Raw genomic sequence first — 23,167 nt, 5'->3', positions numbered from 1 at the left:
TGTGCATCGTGCAGGGCGCGGGACTCACCGGTGCAGGGCGCGGGACTCGCGGCTACCGGGGAGGCGAGTTGATCGACGGCGGCTCGTCGCCCGGCGCGGTGCCCCACGCGGACGGCGTGCTGCCGACCACGTGGCGGAGGTGGCCGCCGCGCGCCATGGCCGACCAGTCCAGCCAGGTCCTGCGGACGTCACGGCCGTTGAACGACGCGCTCCGCACGTATCGGTTGGCGTCACTCACCTCCGGCGCGGTCACCCTCAGCGTGCCGCCCTGCCCGCCGTACCGTCCGATGTGGACGGTCGCGGAGGCGAACTGCGGTGAGGACAACACGAAGAAGTTCGCACCGCTCATCGTCGGGTACAGACCGAGCGAGGAGAACACGTACCACGCCGACATCGTGCCGAGGTCGTCGTTGCCGGTCATGCCGTCCGGCCCGGTGGTGAACAGCGTCATCGCGGCCCGCACCACCGTGGCGGCCTTCGCCGGGGCGCCCGCCCACATGTACACGTACGGCGCGTGCAGATCGGGCTCGTTGTTCGGGTTGTAGGTCGGCTTGCCGTAGTAGTCGTACGGATCGGTGATCCAGTCCTCGCGCGCGGTACCCGCCGGATCGGTCAGCAGCTTGTCGTAGACGAAGAACTGGTCCAGCCGCCGCTCGGCGGCCCGACGCCCGCCCATCAGGTCGACGAGCCCGGCCGTGTCCTGCGGCGCCAGCCACTGGTACTGGTACGCGCCGCCCTCGTGGAACTGCTTCCCCGCGTCGACCGGGTTGTACGGCGTGACCCAGTCGCCCTCGACGGTGCGCGGCCGGAACATGCCGATCGAGGCGTCCCACAGGTTGCGGTACCACTGGCCGCGTTCGGCGAACATCCTGGCGTCGTCGTGGAAGCCCAGCCCTTTGGCCATGATCGCCAGCGCCGCGTCGGCCGCCGCGTACTCCTGCGTCGCGGACGCGGGGTGCACGCAGTCGTTGTCGCCGCCCTTGTGCGCGCAGTCCTTACCGAGTTCGAGGCCGGACGGGACGTACCCGCGCTCGTTGTAGTACCCGACCCCTGACCGCCCGTTGTACGGCGAGCCGGCCGGCGGTGTGCTGGTCGCGTTGCGCCGCAACAGTTCGTAGGTCTCCCGCTCGTAACCGTGCAGCAGGCCCTTGGACCAGTTCTCCACCAGGAACGGCGTCACCGGGTCGCCGGTCATGATGTTGGTCTCGCTGCTCGCGAGCGCCCAGCGCGGTGCCCAGCCGCCGTCGCGTCCGCTTGCCAGGATCGACAGCGCGACGTCGCGCGCCACTCTCGGCTCGAGCATCTGCAGCAGCTGGTTCTGCGGCCGGTAGGTGTCCCACAGGGAGAAGTTCTGGTACGGCGTGTACCCGGAAGCCTGGTGCACCTTGCCGTCGAAGCCCACGTAGCGCCCGTCGACGTCACCGGCGAGGTTCGGGTGCAACACCGAGTGGTACAGCGCCGTGTAGAACGCGCTCTGCCGCTCGGCCGTGCCGCCGGAGATCTTGATCGCGTTCAGCTGCTCGCGCCACACGTCCCGCGCTTTCTGTGCGGTGGCGCCGAAATCGAAGTCGCCGGTCTCGGCGGCGAGGTTCTTCCGTGCGCCCTCGACACCGGTGTAGGACAGGCCGAGCTTGGCCACCACGTCCCGGTCGCCGGTGGCGTCGAAGGTGACCCAGGCGCCGTTGCCGCCGTTGCCCGCGGCATCGCGCATGCCCGGTGCCGGCACGTTTCCTCGCCACGCGCCGAACGAGGAGAACGGCCGGTCGAACGTCGCGCTGAAGTACACGGTGTGCTCGTCGAGTCCGGCGCAGAACCGGCCGGCGCGGATCCGTCCCTCGATGGTGCGGTCGCCGACGACGTGGATCTCCGAGTCGAGCACCGTCTGGTTGGACTTGCCGGTGTTGAACAGAACGTTGGCCGCCGCGGTCTCCGGGAAGGTGTGCCGCTGCCAGCTCGTGCGCGGCGTCGCGGTCACCTCGGCGTTCACGCCGTACCGCTGCAGGCCAACGCGGTAGTAGCCGGGTTCGGCGTCCTCGTCGTCGTGCGAATACTTGGACCTGTAACCCTCGATGTCAACGTTGTCAACCGCCCCGGTGGTCGGCATGACGGGGAGCTCTCCCATCACACCGCAGCCGACGCCGGACAGGTGAGTCTGACTGAAACCGTAGATCGTGTCCTGCAGGTAGTCGTACCCGCCCTGGCCGCCCGTGTCCGGGCTGACCTGCACCATTCCGAACGGAACGGCCGCTCCGGGGAACGTGTTGCCGAAGTTCTGCGTGCCCACGAACGGGTTCACGAGCGCGGGTGGATCCACTGGCGGCTGCGCGGACGCCACCGTCGGCAACCCGAAACACACCACGGCGGCGACGAACACGCTGACTGCTGCCCGCATGGCGACCTCCCCGGAGACAACGTTGTCAGTAACTTTCTAGCCGACCCGACGCTCCGGCGGAACCGTCAAACGCAGCAACGCCTCATCTGTGGGTGATCTTCTTGAACTCCGCACGGCTGACCGACACGTAGCGCTCGTTGCCGCCGACCTGGACCTGCGGACCCTCGCTCACCGGATCGCCGTGCTCGTCCACCCGCACCACCATGGTCGCCTTCTTGCCGGTGCGGCAGATCGTCTTGATCTCGGTGAGCGTGTCCGCCCAGGCGAGCAGGTACTGGCTGCCCTCGAACAGCTCGCCGCGGAAGTCCGTGCGCAGGCCGTAGGCGAGTACCGGGATTCCGAGCCGGTCGACGATCTCGGAGAGCTGCCACACCTGCGCCTTGGTCAGGAACTGCGCCTCGTCCACCAGCACGCAGTGCAGCGGGCCTTTCGACTCGATGTCCGCCTCGATCGTCGCGAACAGGTCGTCGCCGGTGTCGAACGGATGCCCAGCGGCCGAGATCCCGATCCGCGAGCCGATCACCCCGTCGCCGTCGCGGTCGTGCATCCGCGGCATGTACATCAGCGTGCGCATCCCGCGCTCGTGGTAGTTGTGCGCGCTCTGCAGCAAGGTCGTCGTCTTACCCGCGTTCATCGCGGAGTAGTAGAAGTACAACTTGGCCACGCGCACCCTCCCCGTTTTCCCGAACGGACATTATTACCGCCGTAGGATCGGCTGCCATGACGACACCTTCCGGGCCGCCACCTGGCTGGTACCCCGACCAGCAGGACCCTCGCGCCCTGCGCTGGTGGGACGGCGCCGTGTGGACCGAGCACACCGCCCACCAGAGCCAGCCGGCCCAGCAGCCCCGGCCGGTCCAGCCACGGCCGGGCGGGCCGGATCCGCTGCTGCTCGCACCGGTCATCGTGGTCCGCAAGGAGTACACCTCGTCGGGCGGCGTGTTCGGCAGCTTCCTGTGCGAGTTCACCGACGGCGACGGCAGGCCGCTCGGCACGCTGGGCAAGGTCGATCTCGACGACGAGGCGCAGCACGCCCGGATCTTCTCCGGCAGCTCTCGGGAGGGCCTCGGCCTGACCGAGCACTACCAGGTGCAGGACGCGCACGGCGGCCTCGCGCTGCACATCGCGCGCGCGATCCGCGCCAAGACGGCCGCCCGCCCGCTGTTCGAGATCAGCCTCGGCGACGGCACCCCGATCGGCCTCATCCAGTCCGAGAAGCTGTTCGGGCGGACCATCACCTACGGCTTCCGGACACCGGACGAGACGCGGGTCGGCGGGTTCACCAGCAAGTCGATGGTCGGCCCGTTCACCGTGACCGACCAGCAAGGCAACCAGCTCGCCGACTTCGCCCGCGACGGCGACCGGCTCAACACCACCGGATACGTGATGCGCAGGCCGCATCCGGTGCCGCCCCCGCTGGGGTGGCTCGTGGTGGCCAGCATGCTCTCCTACGACATCGCGCTGTTCGGCCACGCACGCCCGTGACCGTCACCGCCCGGTGGCGGTGATCAACGCGCTGCCGAGTACCACGTCTCCACCCGCGTCCGGCCGGTAGAGCACGACGGCCTGGCCGGGCGCGACACCGCGCAGCGGCTCGTCCAGCCGCACGGTCAGCTCACCGTCCACATGGGACGCCTGAGCCGGTGCGGTGGAGCCGTGCGCGCGCACCTGCGCCACACAATCCACAGTGGACTCCAGGGCGCGGCCGGACGGCCAGATCGGCCTGGTGCCGACGATCTCCCGCACGGCCAACGCGTCCCGGGAGCCGACCTTCACCGTGCCGCTCACCGGCTCCAGCGCCAGTACGTAGCGCGGCCGCCCGTCCGGCGCGGGCGCGTCGATACCCAGACCGTGCCGCTGGCCGACGGTGAACCCGTGCACACCGGCGTGCTCGCCGAGCACCGCGCCGGACTCCGCGTCCACCAGCTTGCCCGGCCGCTCCCCCAGGTTCCGCCCGAGGAACGCGCGGGTGTCGCCGTCCGGAATGAAGCAGATGTCGTGGCTGTCCGGCTTCTCCGCCACCGCGAGCCCGCGCGACGACGCCTCCGCGCGCACGTCGGCCTTCACCGAGGCGCCGAGCGGGAACATCGCGTGCCGCAACTGATCCGCGCGCAGCGACGCCAGCACGTAGGACTGGTCCTTGCCGATGTCGGCGCTCCGCCGCAGCTCCGGCTCACCGTCCACAAGGGACAGTCGGGCGTAGTGCCCGGTGGACACCGCGTCGAATCCGAGCGCGATCGCCTTGTCCAGCAGCGCGGCGAACTTGATCTTCTCGTTGCAGGTCAGGCACGGGTTCGGGGTCTGGCCGGCGGCGTAGGTCGCCACGAAGTTCTCGATCACGTCCTCGGTGAACCGCTCGGCGAAGTCCCAGACGTAGAACGGGATCCCGAGAATGTCGGCCACCCGGCGCGCGTCGTGCGCGTCCTCCACCGTGCAGCAGCCGCGCGCACCGGTGCGCAGCGTGCCCGGCTTGGCCGACAGCGCCAGGTGCACGCCGACCACGTCGTGCCCGGCGTCCACCGCGCGGGCGGCGGCCACCGCCGAGTCCACTCCCCCGCTCATCGCCGCGAGCACCCTCATCGCGGGGACACCTCCGCCGGAGCGGCCGACTTCCGCAGGCCGGCCAGGCCCGCACTGCGCGCCCGCTCCACGACCGGCGCGATCGCCGCGGCCAGCGCGGCGACGTCCTCGTCGGTTGACGTGTGCCCGAGTGTGAAGCGCAGCGCCGACCTGGCGGCCGATGCGCCGACGCCCATGGCCAGCAGCACGTGGCTCGGCTGCGCGACGCCGGCCGTGCACGCCGACCCGGTGGAGCATTCGATTCCCTTGGCGTCCAACAACATCAGCAGGCTGTCCCCCTCGCAACCGGGGAAGGTGAAGTGCGCGTTGCCGGGCAGCCGCGACGGCCCACTGTCCACAGTGGACTCGCCCGGGTCGCCGTTGAGCACCGCGTCCGGCACCTCGGCGCGCACCGCGGCGACCAGTTCGTCACGCAGGTCGGCCAGCTCGGCGGCCAGCCGCTCACGCTGTTCGACGGCGATCCGCGCCGCCGTGGCGAACGCGTGGATCGACGGCGTGTCAAGGGTTCCCGAGCGCACGTCGCGCTCCTGGCCGCCGCCGTGCAGGACCGGAACGCAGTCCACGTCCCGCCCGAGCAGCAGCGCGCCGACGCCGTACGGCCCGCCGATCTTGTGCCCGCTGATCGTCATCGCGCTGGCGCCAGAGGCCGCGAAGTCCACGTCCAGCACGCCGAGCGCCTGCACGGCGTCGGTGTGGAACGGGATCTCGAACTCGGCGCACGCCTTGGCCAGCTCGCGAATCGGATTGACCGTGCCCACCTCGTTGTTCGCCCACATCACGCTGACCAGCGCGACCCGGTCCGGGTCCTCGGCGATCGCGGCGCGCAGAGTGTCCTCGTGCACCCGGCCGAAGTCGTCCACCTCGAGCCAGGTCAGCTCGGCGCCGCTGTGCTCGGCCAGCCACTCGGCGGCGTCGGTGACCGCGTGGTGCTCCACCGAGGACACCAGCAGGCGCCTGCGCGCCGGCTCGGCGCGGGTGCGGGCCCAGTAGATGCCCTTCACGGCGAGGTTGTCGCTCTCCGTACCGCCGGCGGTGAAGACCACCTCGGACGGGCGCGCGCCAACCGCGGCGGCCAGTTCCTCGCGCGCCTCCTCCACGACCCGCCGCGCTCTGCGGCCGGACGTGTGCAGCGAGGACGGGTTGCCGCACGCGGTGAGTGCCGTCGTCATCGCCTCCACCGCCTCCGGCAGCATGGGCGTCGTCGCGGCATGGTCGAGATAGGTCATCGTGTCCCAGGGTAGCCCGCTACGCTCAGTCGCCCTCCCGGCAGCACGTCCCGGACCAGGTCGGTGATCACCCGCCGGTAGCCTCCAGGGCCATGGCGGAATCGAGGCTGGCCGACGTCGCACCCGAGCTGGCGGGCGCGCTCATCCGGGCCGACGACCGACGTCGCGCGGCAGCAGTGCACGCCGCGTGCGCGGAGGCGCTGCGGCAGGCCGACCTGCGCGACGCGCGCACCGACCGGGTCGTGGCCGCGCTCGCGGCGGATGAAACCGTTGGCGCACAGGAGGTTTCGCACCTCGTCGACGAGCTGGACGAAGCCGCCTGGGACCTCCAGGACGCCGTCGAGCAGGGCATCGCCGAGCAGAGCGCCTACCTGGCCGCGTTCGCGCGAGCCCGAGCGGCCTCCGCGTTGGCCTTCGCGGCCGACGCCGGCTCGGCACACGAGTCGGCGTGCGAGGCGGTGTACGAAGCCCTGCACGCGGTCACCGACACAGACCAGCTCCACGATGCCGTGGCGGCCGCCCTGGCGTCACCTGGTGAGCAGCAGGCCGAGTAACCACGACTGCCGCTGTGGTCGGAGCGCGAGATCCTCAGCTGGCCGCCAGCGAATCCGGGTCGATCGGGTCGCGTACTGGCTCCGGGTGCGGTGAGGCGACCGAGCGGCGGCGGCGCTGTGCCGGCAGTTGGACCCGTCCCAGCGCCGAGCCGATCGCCGCCTCGGCGAGTTCGGCCAGTTCACGCCGGTCGGCGGCGCGCCCCGGCGCGATGTCCTCCAGCACGTGCACCTCGAGCACCAGCCCACGCAGCCGGGCCACCCGGCGCACCGAGTCGATCAGCGTCTCGTCGCCGATGAACGCCGGCGCCGGCGTCTCCCGCCCGTTCTCCATGCGGAACCGCAGCGCGACCGGCCGCACCGGGACACCGCCGTCGATCGCCGCCTGGAACATCGCCGGCTTGAAGTGCCCGGACGCCAGCCCGCACCACGTGGTGCCCTCCGGCGTGACGTTCACCATCGAGCCGTTGCGCAGCACCGTCGCCAGCTCGTCCACCGCGGCCGGCAGTTGGCGCAGGCTGTCCCGCACCACCCACACCGTGCCGGCGACCGCGACCAGCCAGCCGAGTACCGGCCAGCTCCGCATGTCGCTCTTGGCCTGCGCGCGCATCGGCTGCACCGCGTTGATCGCGAAGATGTCCAGCCACGACACGTGGTTGTTCACCACCAGCGCCCCGCGCGCGCCACGCTCCTTGGGCACGACCACGAGCCGCTCGGCGCCGTACACCTCCATCCGCACGCCGAACGCGTGCAGGATCGACCGGAACGACCGGCGCACCACGGCCTCGCGCGCCCGTCCGGGCAGCACCAGGAACGACGGCGAGATGATCAGCGCGATGAGGACCAGCCCGGCGGCGGTGAACAGCCGGCCAAGCCGCTTGGCCATCGACACCTTCGGCTCGTCGCCGACCAGGCAGTGCGGACCGCACGGCGACACCGGGAAGTACGGATGCGCACCCGGCGCTTCCGAACTCCCGCTCACCTGGCTGGTCACTGGTCCCCCAGGAAGAACTTGATGTATCGCTGGTCGATGTCGGCGAGGTCGAGGAGCACGAACAGGTCGGCGACCCCGAAATCCGGGTCGTGCGCCGGCGGCCCGCACACCCGCGCCCCAAGTCGAAGATACCCCTTCAGCAGCGGCGGCAGCGCGGCTCGCTCCGGCGGCTGGACGCCGTCCTCGGGTTCCCAGGGGTTCAGCGGCCGCACCCGCAGCTCGTCCGGCGCGTAGTGCTTCTCGCGAACCTGGTTCCACACGCCGAGCGCGTAGGAGCCGCCGTCGGCCAGCGGCACCGAGGCGCAGCCGGCCAGACGCGTCTTGCCGGACAGCAGCATGTAGCGCGCGATTCCGGCCCAGACCAGGCTCACCACGGCGCCGGTGCGGTGGTCGGAGTGCACGCACGAGCGGCCGGTCTCCACCAGCGAGTCGCGCAGCGAGTCGATCGCGGTCAGGTCGAACTCGGTGTGCGAGTAGAGCTTGCCCGGCTCGACGCGGTCGGCGGGCAGCATCCGGTAGGTGCCGACGATGTCGCCGGTGTCGTCGTCGCGGACCACCAGGTGGTCGCACAGCTCGTCGAAGGCGTCCACGTCCAGGCCCTCGGCGTCGGAGTGCAGCGTGGCGCCCATCTCCTCGGCGAAGACCTGGTACCGGAGTCTCTGCGCGGCGACGACCTCATCGGCGGTCTGAGCGACGAACAGGGAGTATCGCGGCGCGTCCGCCGGCAGGTCTACGCCGTCCTGCGCGGTGGTGACGAGCAACTGGGATGGGCTCATGCCCCTTGGTGTACTGGGTTCGTTCGATGTCGACAAGGCACCAGAGTGACACGTCAGTGGAAGTTCGGTGAATACCCTGAGAGGTGTTTCGGGGAAAGATCACAGGATCGAGTGGATCTTCCGGAGGGCGACCCTTGCCTGGCGCCTCCGCTCTTGGTTAGGTCGTCCCATCCGCAGTGGCGCGCGTCACAGTCGACGGGCGAGCGGAGGAAGGTGGCGGCCCATGATGCCCGGTGGCCCGTGGACGGTCGGGCGTTGCTTCTACTGCGCGCTCCCGGTCCGGTTCGGCGGCGACGGCTCCCATCCGGGGCGCGGCGTCGTCGATCAGGTGGCCGGGGCTCACACCACTGACATGTTCGGGCTGCCCAACTTGCGCCTGCTGCACGAATTCTGCCGGGCCCAACTGGGCTCCCGGACGAACCGCCGCCGGTTCCTGGTGGGCCTGGCCATGCGGCGAGCGCGGCTCGGACGTGCCACCGAGCGGCACGAGGCGGGCCTGCCGATCCACCCGCATGATCGACTCGGCGTCGACCCGGTATTGCGGACCGGGGCATATCCGAAATACTGGCGGGTAACGAAGATGCGCTACGCCATGCGGGCCTGCAAGTACTACGCCGGTGCGCACTGACGGAGTGCATTGCTCCCACCGGAAGTGAGTCATCTCGTGGTCGTTCGACTGGTCCTCGGTCTGACCTTGACCGTCCTCGTCCTCGCGTTCGCAGCGAAACGCGGGTTCTGGTTGTACAAACTGATCAAATCCGGGCAACCGGCCGACCGGGGCGACAACATCGGCAAACGTGTCGCCGCGCAGTTCGTCGAGGTGTTCGGCCAGCGCAAGCTGCTCAAATGGTCGATCCCCGGCATCGCGCACCTGTTCACGTTCTGGGCGTTCGTGATCCTCGCGTCGGTCTATCTGGAGGCCTACGGCGCGCTGTTCGACCACGACTTCCACATCCCGCTGATCGGGCACTGGGGCCTACTCGGCTTCCTGCAGGACTTCATCGCCGTGATGGTGGTGATCTCGCTCGGCGCGTTCGCGGTGATCCGAATCAGGCAGGCGCCCGAGCGCAAGCAGCGCGCCTCCCGGTTCTACGGCTCGCACACCAGCGGCGCGTGGCTGATCCTGTTCATGATCTTCAACGTGGTGTGGACGATGTTCCTGTTCCGGGGCGCGTCCGCCGCGGTCGGCAACTTCCCGTACGAGTCGGGCGCGTGGGTCTCCATCGGCGTCGGCGAGCTGCTGGAGCCGCTCGGGCACGACCCGAACGAGGTGATCGAGACCGTCGGGCTGCTGCTGCACATCGGCGTCATGCTGAGCTTCCTGCTGATCGTGCTGCACTCCAAGCACCTGCACATCTTCGTCGCGCCGATCAACGTCTCGGCCAAGCGCCTGCCCGACGGGCTGGGGCCGCTGTTGCCCATGGAGTCGGGCGGCAAGCCGATCGACTTCGAGGATCCCGGCGAGGACGACGTGTTCGGCCGGGGCAAGATCGAGGACTTCACCTGGAAGGGCTTCCTGGACTTCTCCACCTGTACCGAGTGCGGCCGCTGCCAGTCGCAGTGCCCGGCGTGGAACACCGGCAAGCCGCTGTCCCCCAAGCTCGTGATCATGGACCTGCGCGACCACCTGTTCGCGAAGGCGCCGTACCTGATCGACGGCAAGGAGGCGCCCGAGGAGGGCTCGGTCGAGGTCAAGGGCCACGAGGGCAACGGGCACCATGTGCCCGAGTCCGGCTTCGGACGGGTGACCGGCTCCGGTCCCGAGCAGGCCGCGCGCCCGCTGGTCGGCACGCTGGAGGCCGGCGGCGTGATCGACCCCGACGTGCTGTGGTCGTGCACCAGTTGTGGCGCGTGCGTCGAGCAGTGCCCGGTGGACATCGAGCACGTCGACCACATCGTCGACATGCGGCGGTACCAGGTGATGATCGAGTCGGAGTTCCCCAGCGAGCTGGGCACCCTGTTCCGCAACCTGGAGAACAAGGGCAACCCGTGGGGGCAGAACAACTCCGAGCGGATGGACTGGGCCAAGGACCTCGACTTCGAGGTGCCGGTCTTCGACGGTGACCTGGCCGACGACGTGGAGTACCTGTACTGGATCGGCTGCGCCGGCGCGTTCGACGACAGTGCGCGCAAGACCGTGCAGGCCACCGCCGAGCTGCTGCACATCGCCGAGGTGAAGTACGTGGTGCTGGGCAAGGAGGAGACCTGCACGGGCGACTCGGCGCGGCGCGCGGGCAACGAGTTCCTGTTCCAGATGATGGCGCAGCAGACCGTGGAGATGCTCAACTCGGTGTTCGAGGGGCGCGAGCCGGTCAAGCGCAAGATCGTCACCACGTGTCCGCACTGCATGAACACGCTCGGCCGCGAGTACCCGCAGCTGGACGGCCACTACGAGGTCGTGCACCACACGCAGCTGCTGAACCGGCTGGTGCGGGACAAGAAGCTGGTCCCGATCACCCCGGTCGACGGCACCACCGTGAACGGCGCCGGCCCGGTCGGGAACAAGCCGGTGACCTACCACGACCCGTGCTACCTCGGCCGGCACAACAAGGTGTACGAGCCGCCGCGCGAACTCGTCGGCGCGACCGGTGCCACGCTCTCCGAGATGCCACGGCACGCCGACCGGTCGCTGTGCTGCGGTGCGGGCGGGGCGCGCATGTGGATGGAGGAGACCATCGGCAAGCGGGTCAACCTCGAGCGCGTCGACGAGGCGATCGACACGCTGTCCACCGACGGCGGCGAGATCATCACCGGCTGCCCGTTCTGCCGGGTGATGGTCAACGACGGCCTGACCCAGCGCAAGAGCGAGGACAAGGGCACCAACGTCACCTCGCGCGACGTCTCCCAGCTGCTGTTGGAGGCGGTGAAGCGGGGTCAGGACGTCACGCCGAGCGGCGGATCATGACGTAGGCGTCGAGGCCAACACAGAGCCGCGGGTCGCAGCCTCCTCGGGCGGGCTCGCGGCTCTGTGTCGGCGATACCTGGATTTCTTGCGATCCGATTCCACAACACACAAATCGCGGCGACAGCCGAGCGCATTGACACCGACTTGCCGCAAAGGTTGGACTTGGAGATTGTCGCTCGGTGAATCCAGCGCTGAACGCGAACATCCTCCAAGCACGCCTGCGCACGATGCGTGAGCTGTTGGATGATCTCGCCAAGTGTGGCAGTCCTTCGGCGGAAGATCTTGCGCCGCAACGTATTAATCAACACGCCGCGAAACATCCTGACGAATGCCTGAGGGGCGGCTTCCCGGAATGGGAGCCGCCCCTCAGGCGTAGCTGAAACTCTGAACTCAGCCCTTGCGCTTGGCCACTTCCTCGGTGAGCTGCGGCGCCACCTGGAACAGGTCGCCGACCACACCGAAGTCCGCGATCTCGAAGATCGGCGCCTCGGCGTCCTTGTTCACCGCGACGATCGTCTTCGAGGTCTGCATGCCGGCCCGGTGCTGGATCGCGCCGGAGATGCCCAGCGCGATGTACAGCTGCGGGGACACGGTCACGCCGGTCTGACCCACCTGGAACTGGTGCGGGTAGTAACCCGAGTCGACCGCCGCACGCGAGGCGCCGACCGCGGCACCCAGCGAGTCGGCCAGCTTCTCCACGACGTCGAAGCTCTCCGCGCTGCCGACGCCACGGCCACCGGAGACGACCACGGACGCCTCGGTGAGGGCCGGACGGTCGCCGCCGACCAGCGGCTCGCGGGCGGTGATCTTCGCCGACTTGGCCGGGTCGGTCGCCGGAAGCTCGACGGCCTGCTCGGTCGCCGCACCCTCGGCCTGCTCGGGCTCGACGCTGCCGGGGCGCACCGAGACGACCGGAATCCCCTTGGTGGCCTTGGACTTCACGATGACACCGCCACCGAAGATGGACTGGGTCACCGTCCCCTCGGCGTCGATGTCCACCGCGTCGACCAGGAGACCGGTGCCCAGCCGCGCGGCGAGCCGGCCGGACACCTCCTTGCCGTCCACGGTCGAGGACACCAGAACGGCGGCCGGCGACGCCTGCGCGACGATCGCGGCGAGCGCGTCGACCTTCGGGGTGACCAGGTAGCCGACCGCGTCGTCGGACTCGGCGACGTAGACCTTGGTCGCGCCGTACCCGGCGAGCGACTCGCGCACCTTGGCCGCCGTGCCGGGCGCGCCGACGACGACCGCTGCCGGCTCGCCGATCCGCCGTGCCGCGGTGAGCAGCTCGAAGGTGACCTTCTTGACCTCGCCGTCTACGTGATCGACGAGGACCAGGACCTCTGCCATGTGTCTTTCCTCCTCCGCTGCTTGTCTCAGATGAGCTTCTGCGCGACCAGGTACTCGGCGACCTTGCTGCCGCCGTCGCCCTCGTCGGTGACGCGCTGACCGGCCGTACGGGGCGGCTTCGGCGCGGCCTCGAGAACCGACGTCCACGCGTTGCCGAGGCCGACCTCGCCGGCGTCGATGCCGAGGTCGGCGACGGTCAGCGTCTCGACCGGCTTCTTCTTGGCCGCCATGATGCCCTTGAACGACGGGTACCGCGGCTCGTTGATCTTCTCGCCGACGCTCACCACTGCCGGCAGGCTCGCCTCGAGCCGGGTGATGCCCTCCTCGGACTCCCGCTCGACCTTCAGCGTCGTGCCGTCCAGCTCGACCTTCCGCGCGTGGGTCAGCTGCGGGACGCCGAGCAACTCGGCGAGGATCGCCGGGACGGCGCCGGCCTGACCGTCGGACGCCTCGTTACCGGCGATCACCAGGTCGTAACCTTCGACCTTGCCGACGGCCGCGGCCAGGACCTTGGCCGTCTGCAGCACGTCGGAACCGCGAAGCGCCTCGTCGGAGACGTGCACCGCCTTGTCCGCGCCCATGGAGAGGGCCTTGCGGATGGCGTCGGTGGCGCGGTCGGGGCCGACGGACACGACCGTCACCTCACCGCCCTGCGCCTCCTTGAGCAGCAGCGCCTCCTCGACGGCCCGCTCGTTGATCTCGTCGAGCACGGCGTCGGCGGAATCACGGTCCAGGGTGTGGTCGGACTCGGCCAGCTTTCGCTCCGAGTAGGTGTCGGGCACCTGTTTGACCAGGACAACTATGTTCGGCATGGGTCTTCTTCGACCTCCCAAGGACGAGCAAGGATCGGGCACGGCTCGGACCTACGCTGCCACGCCCGGTGGGCCAAGGCGAGGCGACCCCCGCGACCCGATGTTACTTCCGGGTAGCTTAGGTGCAAACGACAGCAAGCGGTCAACCGTCGTGACGGTTTTCACGCTGTGGGCCACATGGCGGGCCACGTTAGTCTCATGATCACCCGTTTGGGTTAGCCTCGCGCCCATGCATGGCCGCGTCGCAGTCGTCACCGATTCCACCGCCAGCCTGCCGCAGGACCTCGCCCAGCAATGGGGTGTCGGAGTCGTGCCCATCCAGATCAGGCTGGGCGACTGGTCCGACGCCGAGACCCGCGTGCCCAAGGAAGGCCTGCTCAACGCGCTGCGCAACGGCGCGGCGGTCACCACGTCCCCACCCGATCCGGGCGCGTTCTTCTGGGCGTACCAGGACGCCGCGGCGCACGGCGCGGACACGATCATCTCCGCGCACATCTCCGCCCGGCAGTCCGAGACCTTCGCGCACGCCAAGGAGGCGGCCGCACAGACCCAGATCCCCGTGCACGTGGTCGACTCGAAGACCTCCGGCATGAGCCTCGGCTACGCCGTACTCGCCGCCGCGCGGGTGGCCGGCGCCGGCGGGCACGTCGGCCGGGTGATGGAGACGCTCACCCGGCGGCTGGCCGGCAGCTCGGAAATGATCTACGTCGACACGCTGGAATACCTCCGCAGGGGCGGGCGGATCGGCGCGGCGGCCAAGTTCCTCGGCACCGCGCTGTCCATGAAGCCGCTGCTCACCATGAAGGAGGGCGAGGTCGCGCCGCTGGAACGGGTGCTCGGCACCGACCGCGCGGTGCGCAAACTGCTCGAACACGCGGTGCGCACCGCCGGCGACCGGCAGGTGGACCTGGCCGTCGAGCACTTCGGCGCACCCCGGCGCGCGCACGTCGTGCTCGAGGACCTCAAGGGCCGGGTGCCGAATCTCAGCGAGGTGACGGTCACCGAGGTGAGCGCCGCGCTCGCGATACACCTCGGGCCGGGTGCGCTGGGGGTGACGATCTCGCCCGCGTAGGGGCTGCCCTGTGAGCCTCGGTCGATGGGCTTCGTGATCGAGGTGGTTCCTGACAAGGCGGAGGGCAGGCCTCGTACCTGGGTCTGTACTTGGTCTGTCCGACAACGCAGTCAGGGGCCGCCTCGGCGCGAAGACCGCGACCATGGGCTTGCAGGGCAGCCCCTTACTACCGGTCGGTACGGTGCGAGCGTGACATCTCACGTGGACCCGCTGCCGTTGACCGGCGAGCGAACCGTGCCCGGAGTAGCCGAAGAAAATTACTGGTTCCGGCGGCACGAGGCGGCCTACGTCGAGCTGCTTCCCTACTGCGACGGCGCCATGGTGCTCGAGGCCGGCTGCGGCGAGGGCTACGGCGCCGACCTGCTCGCCACCCGCGCGTCCACCGTGATCGGATTGGACTACGACGCGCTGACCGTGGCGCACGTGGCCGCCGCGTACCCGAGAGTGCGCCCGCTGCGCGGGAACCTGGCCGGGCTGCCGATCCGATCGTCCACTGTGGACGTCGTGGCCAACCTCCAGGTGATCGAGCACCTCTGGGACCAGGAGGGGTTTCTCGCCGAGTGTCACCGCGTGCTGCGCCCCGGCGGCCGGCTGCTGATCACCACGCCGAACCGGATCACCTTCTCCCCCGGACGTGACACACCGCTGAATCCCTTCCACACCAGGGAGTTGTCACCGTCCGAAATGGACGATCTGCTGCGCGGAGCCGGATTCGCCGTCGAACTGCTCGCCGGACTGCGACACGGCCCGCGACTGTCCGAAGTGGACACTCAACTCGGCGGCTCGATCATCGACGCGCAGCTGGACGTGGCGGTGCACGGCGTCGAGTGGCCGGCGGAACTGCTGGCCGCCGTGACGTCGGTGACCGCGGCCGACTTCGAGATCACCACCGCGGACCTGGACGCGAGCCTGGACCTGGTCGCCGTCGCGGTGCGCCCATGAACGACGAGCCGATCGGCACGTTCTGCCTCGTGCTGCACAGCCATCTCCCCTGGCTGCCGCACCACGGAAGCTGGCCGGTCGGCGAGGAGTGGCTGTACCAGGCGTGGGCGCACTCCTACCTGCCGCTGGTGGACCTGCTGCACCGGCACGCCGAGGAGGGCCGACGCGACGTACTGACCCTCGGCGTGACGCCGGTGCTGGCCGCACAGCTCGACGACCCGTACTGCCTGCGCGCCATGCACGACTGGCTCGGCACCTGGCACCTGCGCGCCCAATTTGCCGGAACCCGTTGGCGCACAGGCGATCCACTGCTGTCCGACTTGGCCGCGTCGGAGTTCGCGGCATCGTCGGCAGCACTGTCGGAGTTCGAGTCGCGGTGGCGGCACGGCTTCTCCCCCGTGCTCCGGCCGCTGGTCGACGACGGCGTGATCGAACTGCTCGGCGGGCCGGCCGCGCACCCGTTCCAGCCGCTGCTCGACCCGCGGGTGCGTGCGTTCGCACTGCGCGCCGGGCTCACCGACACCGCGCTGCGGATCGGCTCGCGGCCGGAGGGCATCTGGGCGCCGGAGTGCGGCTACGCGCCCGGCATGGAGACCGGCTACGCGGCGGCGGGCGTGCGGCGGTTCCTGGTGGACGGGCCATCGCTGCACGGTGACACGCACGCGGCGCGCACGGTCGGCTCGTCGGACGTGGTGTGCTTCGGCCGCGATCTGGAGGTGACCTACCGGGTGTGGTCGCCGAAGGCCGGCTACCCGGGCGACCCGGCGTACCGGGACTTCCACACGTTCGACCATCCGTCAGGTCTGAAGCCGTCCCGGGTGACCGGGAAGGGCGTCGAGCCGCAGGACAAGAAGCCCTACGACCCGGCGCTGGCCGCGGACGCGGTGCGCCGGCACGCGGAGGACTTCGTGTCCACCGTTGTCGACCGGCTGCGCGCGCTGCGGGACCGGCACGGCAAGCCGTCGCTGGTGGTGTCCGCCTACGACACCGAGCTGTTCGGGCACTGGTGGCACGAGGGGCCGGCGTGGCTGGACGCCGTGCTGCGCGCGCTCCCGGAGGCCGGCGTGCGGGTGACCACGTTGCGGGGCGCACTGGAGGCGGGCCACCTCGGCGGGCCGGTCGAACTGCCGGCGTCCTCGTGGGGTTCCGGCAAGGACTGGCGGGTGTGGGACGGCGAGCAGGTGGCCGATCTGGTGCGGGACGGCGCCGCGGTCTCCGACGAGCTTCTGTCCACTGTGGACGCTGTCGATCCGTCCACTCGGGACGGTGTACTGGACGCGGCGGTCACCCAGGCGATGCTGGCGTTGTCCAGCGACTGGGCGTTCATGGTCACCAAGGACTCGGCGGCCGACTACGCGCACGGACGGGCGGCCGAGCACGGGCGCGCGTTCCGCGAGTTGGCCGCGCTGATCCGGTCGGGTGATACCGGTGGCGCGAAGGTGCTCGCCGGCCACCTTCGCGGCCGCGACCACCCGTTCGGGCATCTGGACGCCCGCGATCTCGCCAAGCGCGCCGACGACCGACGATGCGAGGATTCCTCCTGATGCGCGTGCTGATGTTGTCCTGGGAGTACCCGCCCGTCGTGGTCGGCGGGCTCGGCCGGCACGTGCACGCATTGTCCCAACACCTTGCCGCACAAGGACATGACGTGGTCGTGCTGTGCCGGCACGAGTCCGGCACCGACGCCTCGACGCACCCGACCGAGGACGCGCGCGACGGCCGGGTGCGGATCGTGCGGGTGGCCGAGGACCCGACGCACCTGGAGTTCGACCGCGATCTGGTGGCCTGGACGCTGGCCATGGGGCACGCGATGATCCGCGCCGGGCTGGACGTGCTGCGCGGCTGGCGGCCCGACGTGGTGCACGCGCACGACTGGCTCGTCACGCATCCGGCGATCACGCTGGCCGAGCACGTCGGCGTGCCGCTGGTCGCCACGATCCACGCCACCGAGGCCGGCCGGCACTCGGGGTGGCTGTCCCACCCGCTGAACCAGCAGGTGCACTCCGTGGAATGGTGGCTGGCCAACCGGGCGGACAAGATCGTCACCTGTTCGGTGGCGATGCGCACCGAGGCGGCCCATCTGTTCGAAGTGGACAGTGACGAGATCTCCGTGGTGCACAACGGAATCGAGCCGCGAAGCTGGCGGGTGCCGGCGTCCGTGGTCGCCGCGACCAGGGAGCGCTACGGCCCCGGCGGCGAGCCGCTGCTGCTGTACTTCGGGCGGCTGGAGTGGGAGAAGGGCGTCCAGGACCTGATCACCGCGCTGCCCAGGATCAGGCGCAGCCACCCGGGTACGCGGCTGGTGGTCGCCGGCAAGGGGCGGCAGGCCAAGACGCTGGTCGAGCAGGCGCGCAAGCACCGGGTGCGGCGGGCGATCGACTTCGTGGGGCACCTGTCCGACGTCGAGCTGGTCGCGGCACTCGCGGCGGCCGACGCCGTGGTGCTGCCGAGCCGGTACGAGCCGTTCGGGATCGTGGCACTCGAGGCGGCCGCGGCGGGCGCTCCGCTGGTGGCGTCCACGGCCGGCGGGCTCGGCGAGGTGGTGGTCCAGGGCGAGACCGGGCTGGCCTTCGCACCGGGCGATGTGGAGGCGCTCACCGAGGCGGTGCGCGACGTGCTGGACGATCCGGCGGCGGCACGAAAGCGGGCGCGCACCGCGAAGAAGCGGCTCGGCGTGGACTTCGACTGGGAGCGCATCGCCGAGGCCACCGCGGAGATCTACGCCGCCGCGCTCCTCCGTCCACATGGGACACTCGGCCGCCCCAAGATCGCCACCGGCAACGCCTTCCACCCGTAACCCCGCGAGTCCCGCGCCCTGCACCCGCGAGTTCCGCGCTCTGACAGGATCGTGGTGTGGCAGATCGAACAGACGGCGACAAGCCCCGCACGCACGACTACTCGCTGCTCGTCCGCTGGACCGGAAACCAGGGCTCGGGCACCTCGTCGTATCGCGCCTTCTCACGCGCCCACGAGGTCGGCGCGCCCGGCGTGACGACGATCCCCGGTTCGGCCGACCCGGCGTTCCGCGGTGACCCGGCGCGGTGGAATCCGGAGCAACTGTTCGTCGCGGCCCTCGCGCAGTGTCACATGCTCTGGTACCTCCACCTCGCCGCGACCTCCGGCCTGATCGTGACCGGCTACGAGGACGCGGCGATCGGAACGATGGTCGAGGCGCCCGACGGCGGCGGCGAGTTCTCGAGCGTCACTCTCCGGCCCACCGTGACGATCGCTCCCGGCGGCGACGAAGCGCTCGCCCACGAGTTGCACGAGCGGGCCAACGCGCTCTGCTTCATCGCCAGGTCGGTCAAGACACCCGTGCACCACGAGGTGACCATCGTCAGGACGCCGGCGTGAACGGCAGCCGGTCGACCGGCGCGTAGTCCGACGGCGTGCTGCCGGTCAGCTCCCGGAAATCGCGGTTGAGGTGCGCCTGGTCGGCATACCCGCACCGGTGCGCGATCTCCGACCAGGACGGCGCGTCCGGCATCGCGATCAGGGTCGCCGCCCGGTGCAGCCGCGCCACCCGCGCCACGGTCTTCGGCGCGAGACCGATCTGCTGCCGAAACCGCGTGCCCAGGTGCTGCCGGGTCCACCCGATCTCCTCGGCCAGCGCGTCGATCCGGGTCCGCCCGGCCGTTCCGGTCAGCCGCGCCCACGCCGCGTACACCGGCACGGCCAGCCGGGGCCCGTCGCGCACCCACGCGACGAGTTGCTCGTCCAGCAAGCGAAACCGCTCGGCCCAGCAGTCGGCGGCACCGAGCCGCTCGATCAACCGGTGCGCGCGGACACCGAGTACCTCGACAAGATCCACGTTCGTGTTCGCGAGTTCGGCCAGCGGCACACCGAGCACGGCGTGCGCACCGGCCGGCGTCAGCCCGACGGTGATGCCGCACGTCCGGCCGGGCGCCTCGATCAGCGTCATCGGCCGGTCGCGCAGGCCGGTGACCGCGTTGCGCGGGTGCGGCGATCCACCGTCGCGAACGCGTGCCGGCGCCTCGAGATCGATGGACAGCGTGATCGCGCCGACCTGCGCGATCCGCCACCGCATCGGCTCCAGATGCGTGTAGTCGTGCGCGGTGTAGGTGAGCACGTACCCGCCGAGCCGGGGATCGGGGGTGCCGGCGATCAACTCGCTGAGCCGCGCGACCTCCGCGTGCGGAACCACGATCGACCAGTCCGCCACGGCGCCCCCTTCCATTCGTTCAAGACCACAGTGCCGGAAATCCATAGCGTGCGTCGCATGCACGGAATCGGAGCGTTCAAGAGTCCCGAGGCGGCCGAGCGGTACTTCGCCGCCTACCGCGAGGCGATGGCCCTCGCGCCGCCGCCGGACAAGGAGATCGACGTGGACACCGCGTTCGGCACGACGCGGGTCTACCGGTTCGGCGACGACGGCCCGCCGATCGTCCTACTGCCGGGAATGGCCGCGACCTCCGCGGCGTGGGCGCCGTTCCTGCCGGCACTCGCCGAGCGGCACCAGGTGTACACCGTCGACACGATCGGCGAGCCGGGCCGCAGCGTGCAGACCGCGCCGCTCACCGGGCCGGCCGACCGCGCGCGCTGGCTCGACGAGGTGCTTGGCGAGCTGGAGCCGAGGCCGGTGCACCTGTTCGGCGGGTCGACCGGTGGGTACTACGCGATCTGCCAGGCGATCCACCTGCCCGACCGGGTGGCGTCGGTGAGCCTGCTCGATCCCACGACCGTCACCGCGCCGTTCCGGTCGAGCGTCCTGTGGTGGGCCGCGCTGGCGATGATCGTCAACCGGGACCGGATGTGGCGGCGGGTGCTGCGGGCGTTGACCGGGACGGACGCGCTGGACGGCCCGGACGTGCGGCTCGTGCTCGCCGGCATCCGGGAGTTCCGCGCGCGGATTCCCCCGCAGCGGCGCCCGACCGAGGACGAGTTGCGCTCGGTTCGCCTGCCCGTGCTGGCCGTGTTCGCCGGGCGCGGCACCGTGCACGACGCGACCGTGGCGACCGAGCGGGCGCGCCGGCTGCTGCCGCACGCGGAGGTGGAGCTGTGGCCGGATACGGGACACCACCTGGTGCCCGCCGATCGCGAGCGAATCATCGCGCGGGTGCTCGATTTCGTGCGGCGCACCGAGAACGCGCCGGCCTGAGGGCTGGCCGGAGTTCGCAAGCGACTGGCCGCGATCCGCTAGGCCGGGTCACCGGCATCTGGTGCAATGGTCACGTGCCGCCCTTGACCTCGATCGACGAATCGTTCTTCCACACCGCGCCGATCCGCATGGTCGACATCCTGGAGATCCCGCGCCCGGCGGAAGACGTGTGGGCCGAACTGGTCGAGGAGCACCCGCTGGGTTGGCTGCGGCTGATCAAGCGGATCGACTGGACCTCGCCTCGCCCCTTCGGCGTCGGCACGACCCGCACCGCCCGGACCACGGGCGGCCTGTACGTGATCAACGAGCGGTTCATCGTCTGGGAGGAGGGACGGCGCATGGCGTTCGGCGTCGAGACGGCGAACCTGCCCGTCTTCCGGAGCTTCGGCGAGGACTACATCGTGGAGCCGTTGTCGGCCGACCGCTGCCGGTTCACCTGGACGATCGCCGGCCGACCGCATCCACTGATCGCCCCCATCGCGGCGCCGCTCAGGAAACTCGGCGCCCGAAGCCTGTTCGGTGACGCGCGCCGGCACTTCGGCATCCGCTAGCGCTCAGTCGTTGACTGGCGTCTCGTGCTCGCGGAGGGTCTTGCGGAGCGCGTTGTTCGCCTTGCGCGCCATGTCGGCGACGGCGGCACGCTTGGCGGCGGCGGCCTCGTAGTCCGCACGGCGGTCGCGCACCACGCGCGCCGGGGTGCCGACGGCGATCGCGTAGTCCGGAATGTCCCCGCGCACCACGGCGTGCGCGCCCAGCACGCAGCCGCGCCCGACGCGCGTGCCCTTGAGCACCGACACCTTCGTGCCGACCCAGGTGTCCGGCCCGATCCGCACCGGAGCCTTCGCGATCCCCTGGTCCTTGATCGGCACGGTGATGTCGTCGGTCACGTGGTCGAAGTCGCAGATGTACACCCAGTCGGCGACCAGCGTGGCGGCGCCCAGCTCGATGTCCAGATAGCAGTTGACCACGTTCTGCCGCCCGAACACCGCCTTGTCACCGATGCGCAGCGAGCCCTCGTGACACCGGATCGCGTTGCCGTCACCGATGTGCACCCAGCGCCCGACCTCCAGCCGCCCGAATCCCGGCCGGCAGTGCAGCTCCACGTCCTTGCCGAGGAACACCATGCCGCGCAGGATCACGTGCGGGTTGGCGATCCGGAACTTCAGCAGCCGCCAGTAGCGCACCAGGTACCACGGCGTGTACGCGCGGTTGCGCAGCACCCAGCGCAGCGAGTCGCGGCTGAGGAAGCGCGCCTGTGCCGGGTCGTGCCGCGTCTTGCGCCACGAGCGCACCCGCTGCGCCACGGGCGACCCCCACATCGACGTCATGCCGGACAAGGTAATCGAGTGCGAGATGATCGGCGCCATGACCCCGACGCCGATGATCATCGACACCGACCCTGGCGTGGACGACGCGTTCGCCATCGCCCTCGCGGCGACCAGCCAGGACGTCGACCTGCTCGCCGTCACCACCGTGTTCGGCAACGTCGACCTGGAGCAGACCACGGCCAACGCGCTGCGCCTGCTCGCGGTGTGCGGCCGCGAGGACGTGCCGGTCGCGGTCGGGGCCGAGCGTCCGCTGGTGCACGCCCAGCGGCACCGGGACAGCACCGCGCACGGCGACGACGGGCTCTCCGGTTTCGCGCACACCCTGCCGGATCGGAGCACCGGCGTGGACCCGCGCACCGCCGTTCGGCTCATGGCCGACGTGCTGGAGGCGGCCGACGAGCCGGTCACCCTGGTGGCCATCGGCCCGCTGACCAATGTCGCGCTGCTGCTCGCCGCGCATCCCGAAGCGCGCGCCAAGATCGGCCGGATCGTGGTGATGGGCGGCGGCCTGGGGCGCGGCAACGTGACCGCGGCGGCGGAGTTCAACATCTGGGCCGACCCGGAGGCGGCGCACCGGGTGCTGGCCGGCGCGTCCGGCGATCTCACGCTCGTGCCGCTGGATCTCACCCACCGGTGCGCGGTGGACCAGGCGTGGCTCGGCGCGCTGCGCGACTCGGGGCCGCTCGGCCGCACGCTGGTCGGGCTGACGCCGGCCTACCAGGAGACCTACCGCCGTTCGCTCGGCTGGGACGGCATCGTGGTGCACGACGCGGTGGCCGTCGCCGAGGCGATCGCGCCGAACCTGTTGCGCACCAACGCTTTCCCGGTCGAGGTTGAGTGCTCGCTCGGTCCGGCGCGGGGCGCCACGGTGGTGGACGGACGCTCGGCGGCGGTACGTGAGTCCCACGGCGTGCTGGCCAAGGGCGTGCACGTCGCGGTGGACGCGGACGTCGACCAGGTCCGCGCGTTCCTCCTCGATCGACTGTCCACAGTGGACTAGTCCGGATCGCGAGGAAGGTCCTTCACCCAGTCTTCACCCCACATCGGTTGCGCGAAGTCGTTGCGGCACAAGTACTTCGCGCTACTCCGAATGGTCGGTGCCGTTCGGCATCGCTCGACT

23 protein-coding genes are annotated in these 23,167 nt (G+C 70.5%); 13 read left to right on the top strand and 10 right to left on the bottom strand.

Translation table 11 applies throughout. The annotated features are described in order from the left end of the window. Positions 1-52: 52 nt before the first annotated feature. Together EV193_RS14520 and EV193_RS14515 are read right to left on the bottom strand one after the other, a co-directional pair. Positions 53-2,392, bottom strand: a complete 2,340-nt coding sequence (locus tag EV193_RS14520; RefSeq protein ID WP_130344635.1) for a GH92 family glycosyl hydrolase — start codon at positions 2,390-2,392, stop codon at positions 53-55. Between the two features lie 82 nt (positions 2,393-2,474). Beyond that, entirely contained in the window at positions 2,475-3,056 is a 582-nt protein-coding gene (locus EV193_RS14515; protein WP_130344634.1) for a thymidine kinase, read from the bottom strand. 56 nt (positions 3,057-3,112) lie between these two features. Here EV193_RS14515 and EV193_RS14510 point away from each other — a divergent pair, with 56 nt between their 5' ends. Beyond that, entirely contained in the window at positions 3,113-3,877 is a 765-nt protein-coding gene (locus EV193_RS14510; RefSeq protein WP_130344633.1) for a DUF2510 domain-containing protein, read from the top strand. A 3-nt stretch (positions 3,878-3,880) separates the two neighbouring features. On the opposite strand, the gene mnmA is transcribed toward EV193_RS14510, so the two are convergent. After that, positions 3,881-4,972: a tRNA 2-thiouridine(34) synthase MnmA gene (gene mnmA, locus EV193_RS14505; RefSeq protein ID WP_130344632.1), complete on the bottom strand. Its 1,092-nt coding sequence runs from the start codon at positions 4,970-4,972 to the stop codon at positions 3,881-3,883. Beyond that, a complete protein-coding gene (locus tag EV193_RS14500) occupies positions 4,969-6,198 on the bottom strand; it encodes a cysteine desulfurase family protein (protein ID WP_130344631.1) in 1,230 nt (409 codons plus the stop codon). The genes mnmA and EV193_RS14500 overlap by 4 nt, the downstream gene beginning before the upstream one ends. A 92-nt stretch (positions 6,199-6,290) precedes the next feature. Between EV193_RS14500 and EV193_RS14495 the strand changes: the two genes are divergently transcribed. Beyond that, positions 6,291-6,752: a hypothetical protein gene (locus EV193_RS14495; RefSeq protein ID WP_130344630.1), complete on the top strand. Its 462-nt coding sequence runs from the start codon at positions 6,291-6,293 to the stop codon at positions 6,750-6,752. A 34-nt stretch (positions 6,753-6,786) separates the two neighbouring features. On the opposite strand, the gene EV193_RS14490 is transcribed toward EV193_RS14495, so the two are convergent. Both EV193_RS14490 and EV193_RS14485 read right to left on the bottom strand, forming a co-directional pair. Beyond that, on the bottom strand, positions 6,787-7,743 hold the full coding sequence (locus tag EV193_RS14490; RefSeq protein ID WP_242613385.1) for a lysophospholipid acyltransferase family protein: 957 nt from the start codon (positions 7,741-7,743) through the stop codon (positions 6,787-6,789). Beyond that, positions 7,740-8,519 (bottom strand): GNAT family N-acetyltransferase, encoded by a 780-nt coding sequence (locus tag EV193_RS14485; RefSeq protein WP_130344629.1) that lies wholly within the window; start codon positions 8,517-8,519, stop codon positions 7,740-7,742. Before EV193_RS14485 ends, EV193_RS14490 begins: the two co-directional genes overlap by 4 nt. 223 nt (positions 8,520-8,742) lie before the next feature. On the opposite strand from EV193_RS14485, the gene EV193_RS14480 reads away from it, so the two are divergent. From EV193_RS14480 to EV193_RS14470, 3 genes are all read left to right on the top strand, one after another. Continuing rightward, entirely contained in the window at positions 8,743-9,147 is a 405-nt protein-coding gene (locus EV193_RS14480) for a hypothetical protein (RefSeq protein WP_130344628.1), read from the top strand. Between the two features lie 36 nt (positions 9,148-9,183). Further along, complete coding sequence (locus EV193_RS14475; RefSeq protein WP_130344627.1) at positions 9,184-11,424, top strand: (Fe-S)-binding protein; 2,241 nt, start codon at positions 9,184-9,186, stop codon at positions 11,422-11,424. Between the two features lie 179 nt (positions 11,425-11,603). Continuing rightward, positions 11,604-11,804 carry a hypothetical protein gene (locus EV193_RS14470; RefSeq protein WP_130344626.1) on the top strand — a complete coding sequence of 67 codons (201 nt, stop codon included), beginning with the start codon at positions 11,604-11,606 and terminating at the stop codon, positions 11,802-11,804. A gap of 10 nt (positions 11,805-11,814) precedes the next feature. On the opposite strand, the gene EV193_RS14465 is transcribed toward EV193_RS14470, so the two are convergent. Together EV193_RS14465 and EV193_RS14460 are read right to left on the bottom strand one after the other, a co-directional pair. Further along, positions 11,815-12,774 (bottom strand): electron transfer flavoprotein subunit alpha/FixB family protein, encoded by a 960-nt coding sequence (locus EV193_RS14465; protein WP_130344625.1) that lies wholly within the window; start codon positions 12,772-12,774, stop codon positions 11,815-11,817. 26 nt (positions 12,775-12,800) lie between these two features. After that, complete coding sequence (locus EV193_RS14460; protein ID WP_130344624.1) at positions 12,801-13,586, bottom strand: electron transfer flavoprotein subunit beta/FixA family protein; 786 nt, start codon at positions 13,584-13,586, stop codon at positions 12,801-12,803. A gap of 229 nt (positions 13,587-13,815) precedes the next feature. On the opposite strand from EV193_RS14460, the gene EV193_RS14455 reads away from it, so the two are divergent. The 5 genes from EV193_RS14455 (at position 13,816) to EV193_RS14435 (ending at position 18,954) form a co-directional block, all read left to right on the top strand. After that, positions 13,816-14,658 (top strand): DegV family protein, encoded by an 843-nt coding sequence (locus EV193_RS14455; RefSeq protein ID WP_130344623.1) that lies wholly within the window; start codon positions 13,816-13,818, stop codon positions 14,656-14,658. A gap of 189 nt (positions 14,659-14,847) precedes the next feature. Continuing rightward, positions 14,848-15,600 carry a class I SAM-dependent methyltransferase gene (locus EV193_RS14450; RefSeq protein ID WP_242613383.1) on the top strand — a complete coding sequence of 251 codons (753 nt, stop codon included), beginning with the start codon at positions 14,848-14,850 and terminating at the stop codon, positions 15,598-15,600. Further along, positions 15,597-17,144 (top strand): 1,4-alpha-glucan branching protein domain-containing protein, encoded by a 1,548-nt coding sequence (locus EV193_RS14445; RefSeq protein ID WP_130344621.1) that lies wholly within the window; start codon positions 15,597-15,599, stop codon positions 17,142-17,144. Before EV193_RS14450 ends, EV193_RS14445 begins: the two co-directional genes overlap by 4 nt. Next, the gene (locus EV193_RS14440) at positions 17,144-18,397 is read left to right on the top strand and encodes a glycosyltransferase family 4 protein (protein ID WP_130344924.1); all 1,254 of its coding nucleotides are present in this window, start codon (positions 17,144-17,146) and stop codon (positions 18,395-18,397) included. The genes EV193_RS14445 and EV193_RS14440 overlap by 1 nt, the downstream gene beginning before the upstream one ends. Before the next feature lie 56 nt (positions 18,398-18,453). After that, positions 18,454-18,954: an OsmC family protein gene (locus EV193_RS14435; protein WP_130344620.1), complete on the top strand. Its 501-nt coding sequence runs from the start codon at positions 18,454-18,456 to the stop codon at positions 18,952-18,954. Here the strand turns inward: EV193_RS14435 and EV193_RS14430 are convergent. Continuing rightward, on the bottom strand, positions 18,938-19,783 hold the full coding sequence (locus EV193_RS14430) for a helix-turn-helix transcriptional regulator (protein ID WP_130344619.1): 846 nt from the start codon (positions 19,781-19,783) through the stop codon (positions 18,938-18,940). The two genes, EV193_RS14435 and EV193_RS14430, sit on opposite strands and share 17 nt — an antisense overlap. A gap of 57 nt (positions 19,784-19,840) precedes the next feature. Between EV193_RS14430 and EV193_RS14425 the strand changes: the two genes are divergently transcribed. Beyond that, positions 19,841-20,719: an alpha/beta fold hydrolase gene (locus EV193_RS14425; protein WP_130344618.1), complete on the top strand. Its 879-nt coding sequence runs from the start codon at positions 19,841-19,843 to the stop codon at positions 20,717-20,719. A gap of 74 nt (positions 20,720-20,793) precedes the next feature. Further along, positions 20,794-21,270, top strand: a complete 477-nt coding sequence (locus EV193_RS14420; RefSeq protein WP_130344617.1) for an SRPBCC family protein — start codon at positions 20,794-20,796, stop codon at positions 21,268-21,270. Between the two features lie 3 nt (positions 21,271-21,273). On the opposite strand, the gene EV193_RS14415 is transcribed toward EV193_RS14420, so the two are convergent. Then, positions 21,274-22,047, bottom strand: coding sequence for an acyltransferase (locus EV193_RS14415; RefSeq protein WP_130344616.1), 774 nt, complete (start codon positions 22,045-22,047; stop codon positions 21,274-21,276). Between EV193_RS14415 and EV193_RS14410 the strand changes: the two genes are divergently transcribed. Continuing rightward, positions 22,046-23,047, top strand: a complete 1,002-nt coding sequence (locus EV193_RS14410) for a nucleoside hydrolase (protein ID WP_242613382.1) — start codon at positions 22,046-22,048, stop codon at positions 23,045-23,047. The genes EV193_RS14415 and EV193_RS14410 overlap by 2 nt on opposite strands. Positions 23,048-23,167 lie beyond the last annotated feature (120 nt).

This window comes from Herbihabitans rhizosphaerae (genome assembly GCF_004216555.1).
GTDB classification, from domain to species: domain Bacteria; phylum Actinomycetota; class Actinomycetes; order Mycobacteriales; family Pseudonocardiaceae; genus Herbihabitans; species Herbihabitans rhizosphaerae.
This window is presented reverse-complemented; position numbering and strand designations above follow the sequence as displayed.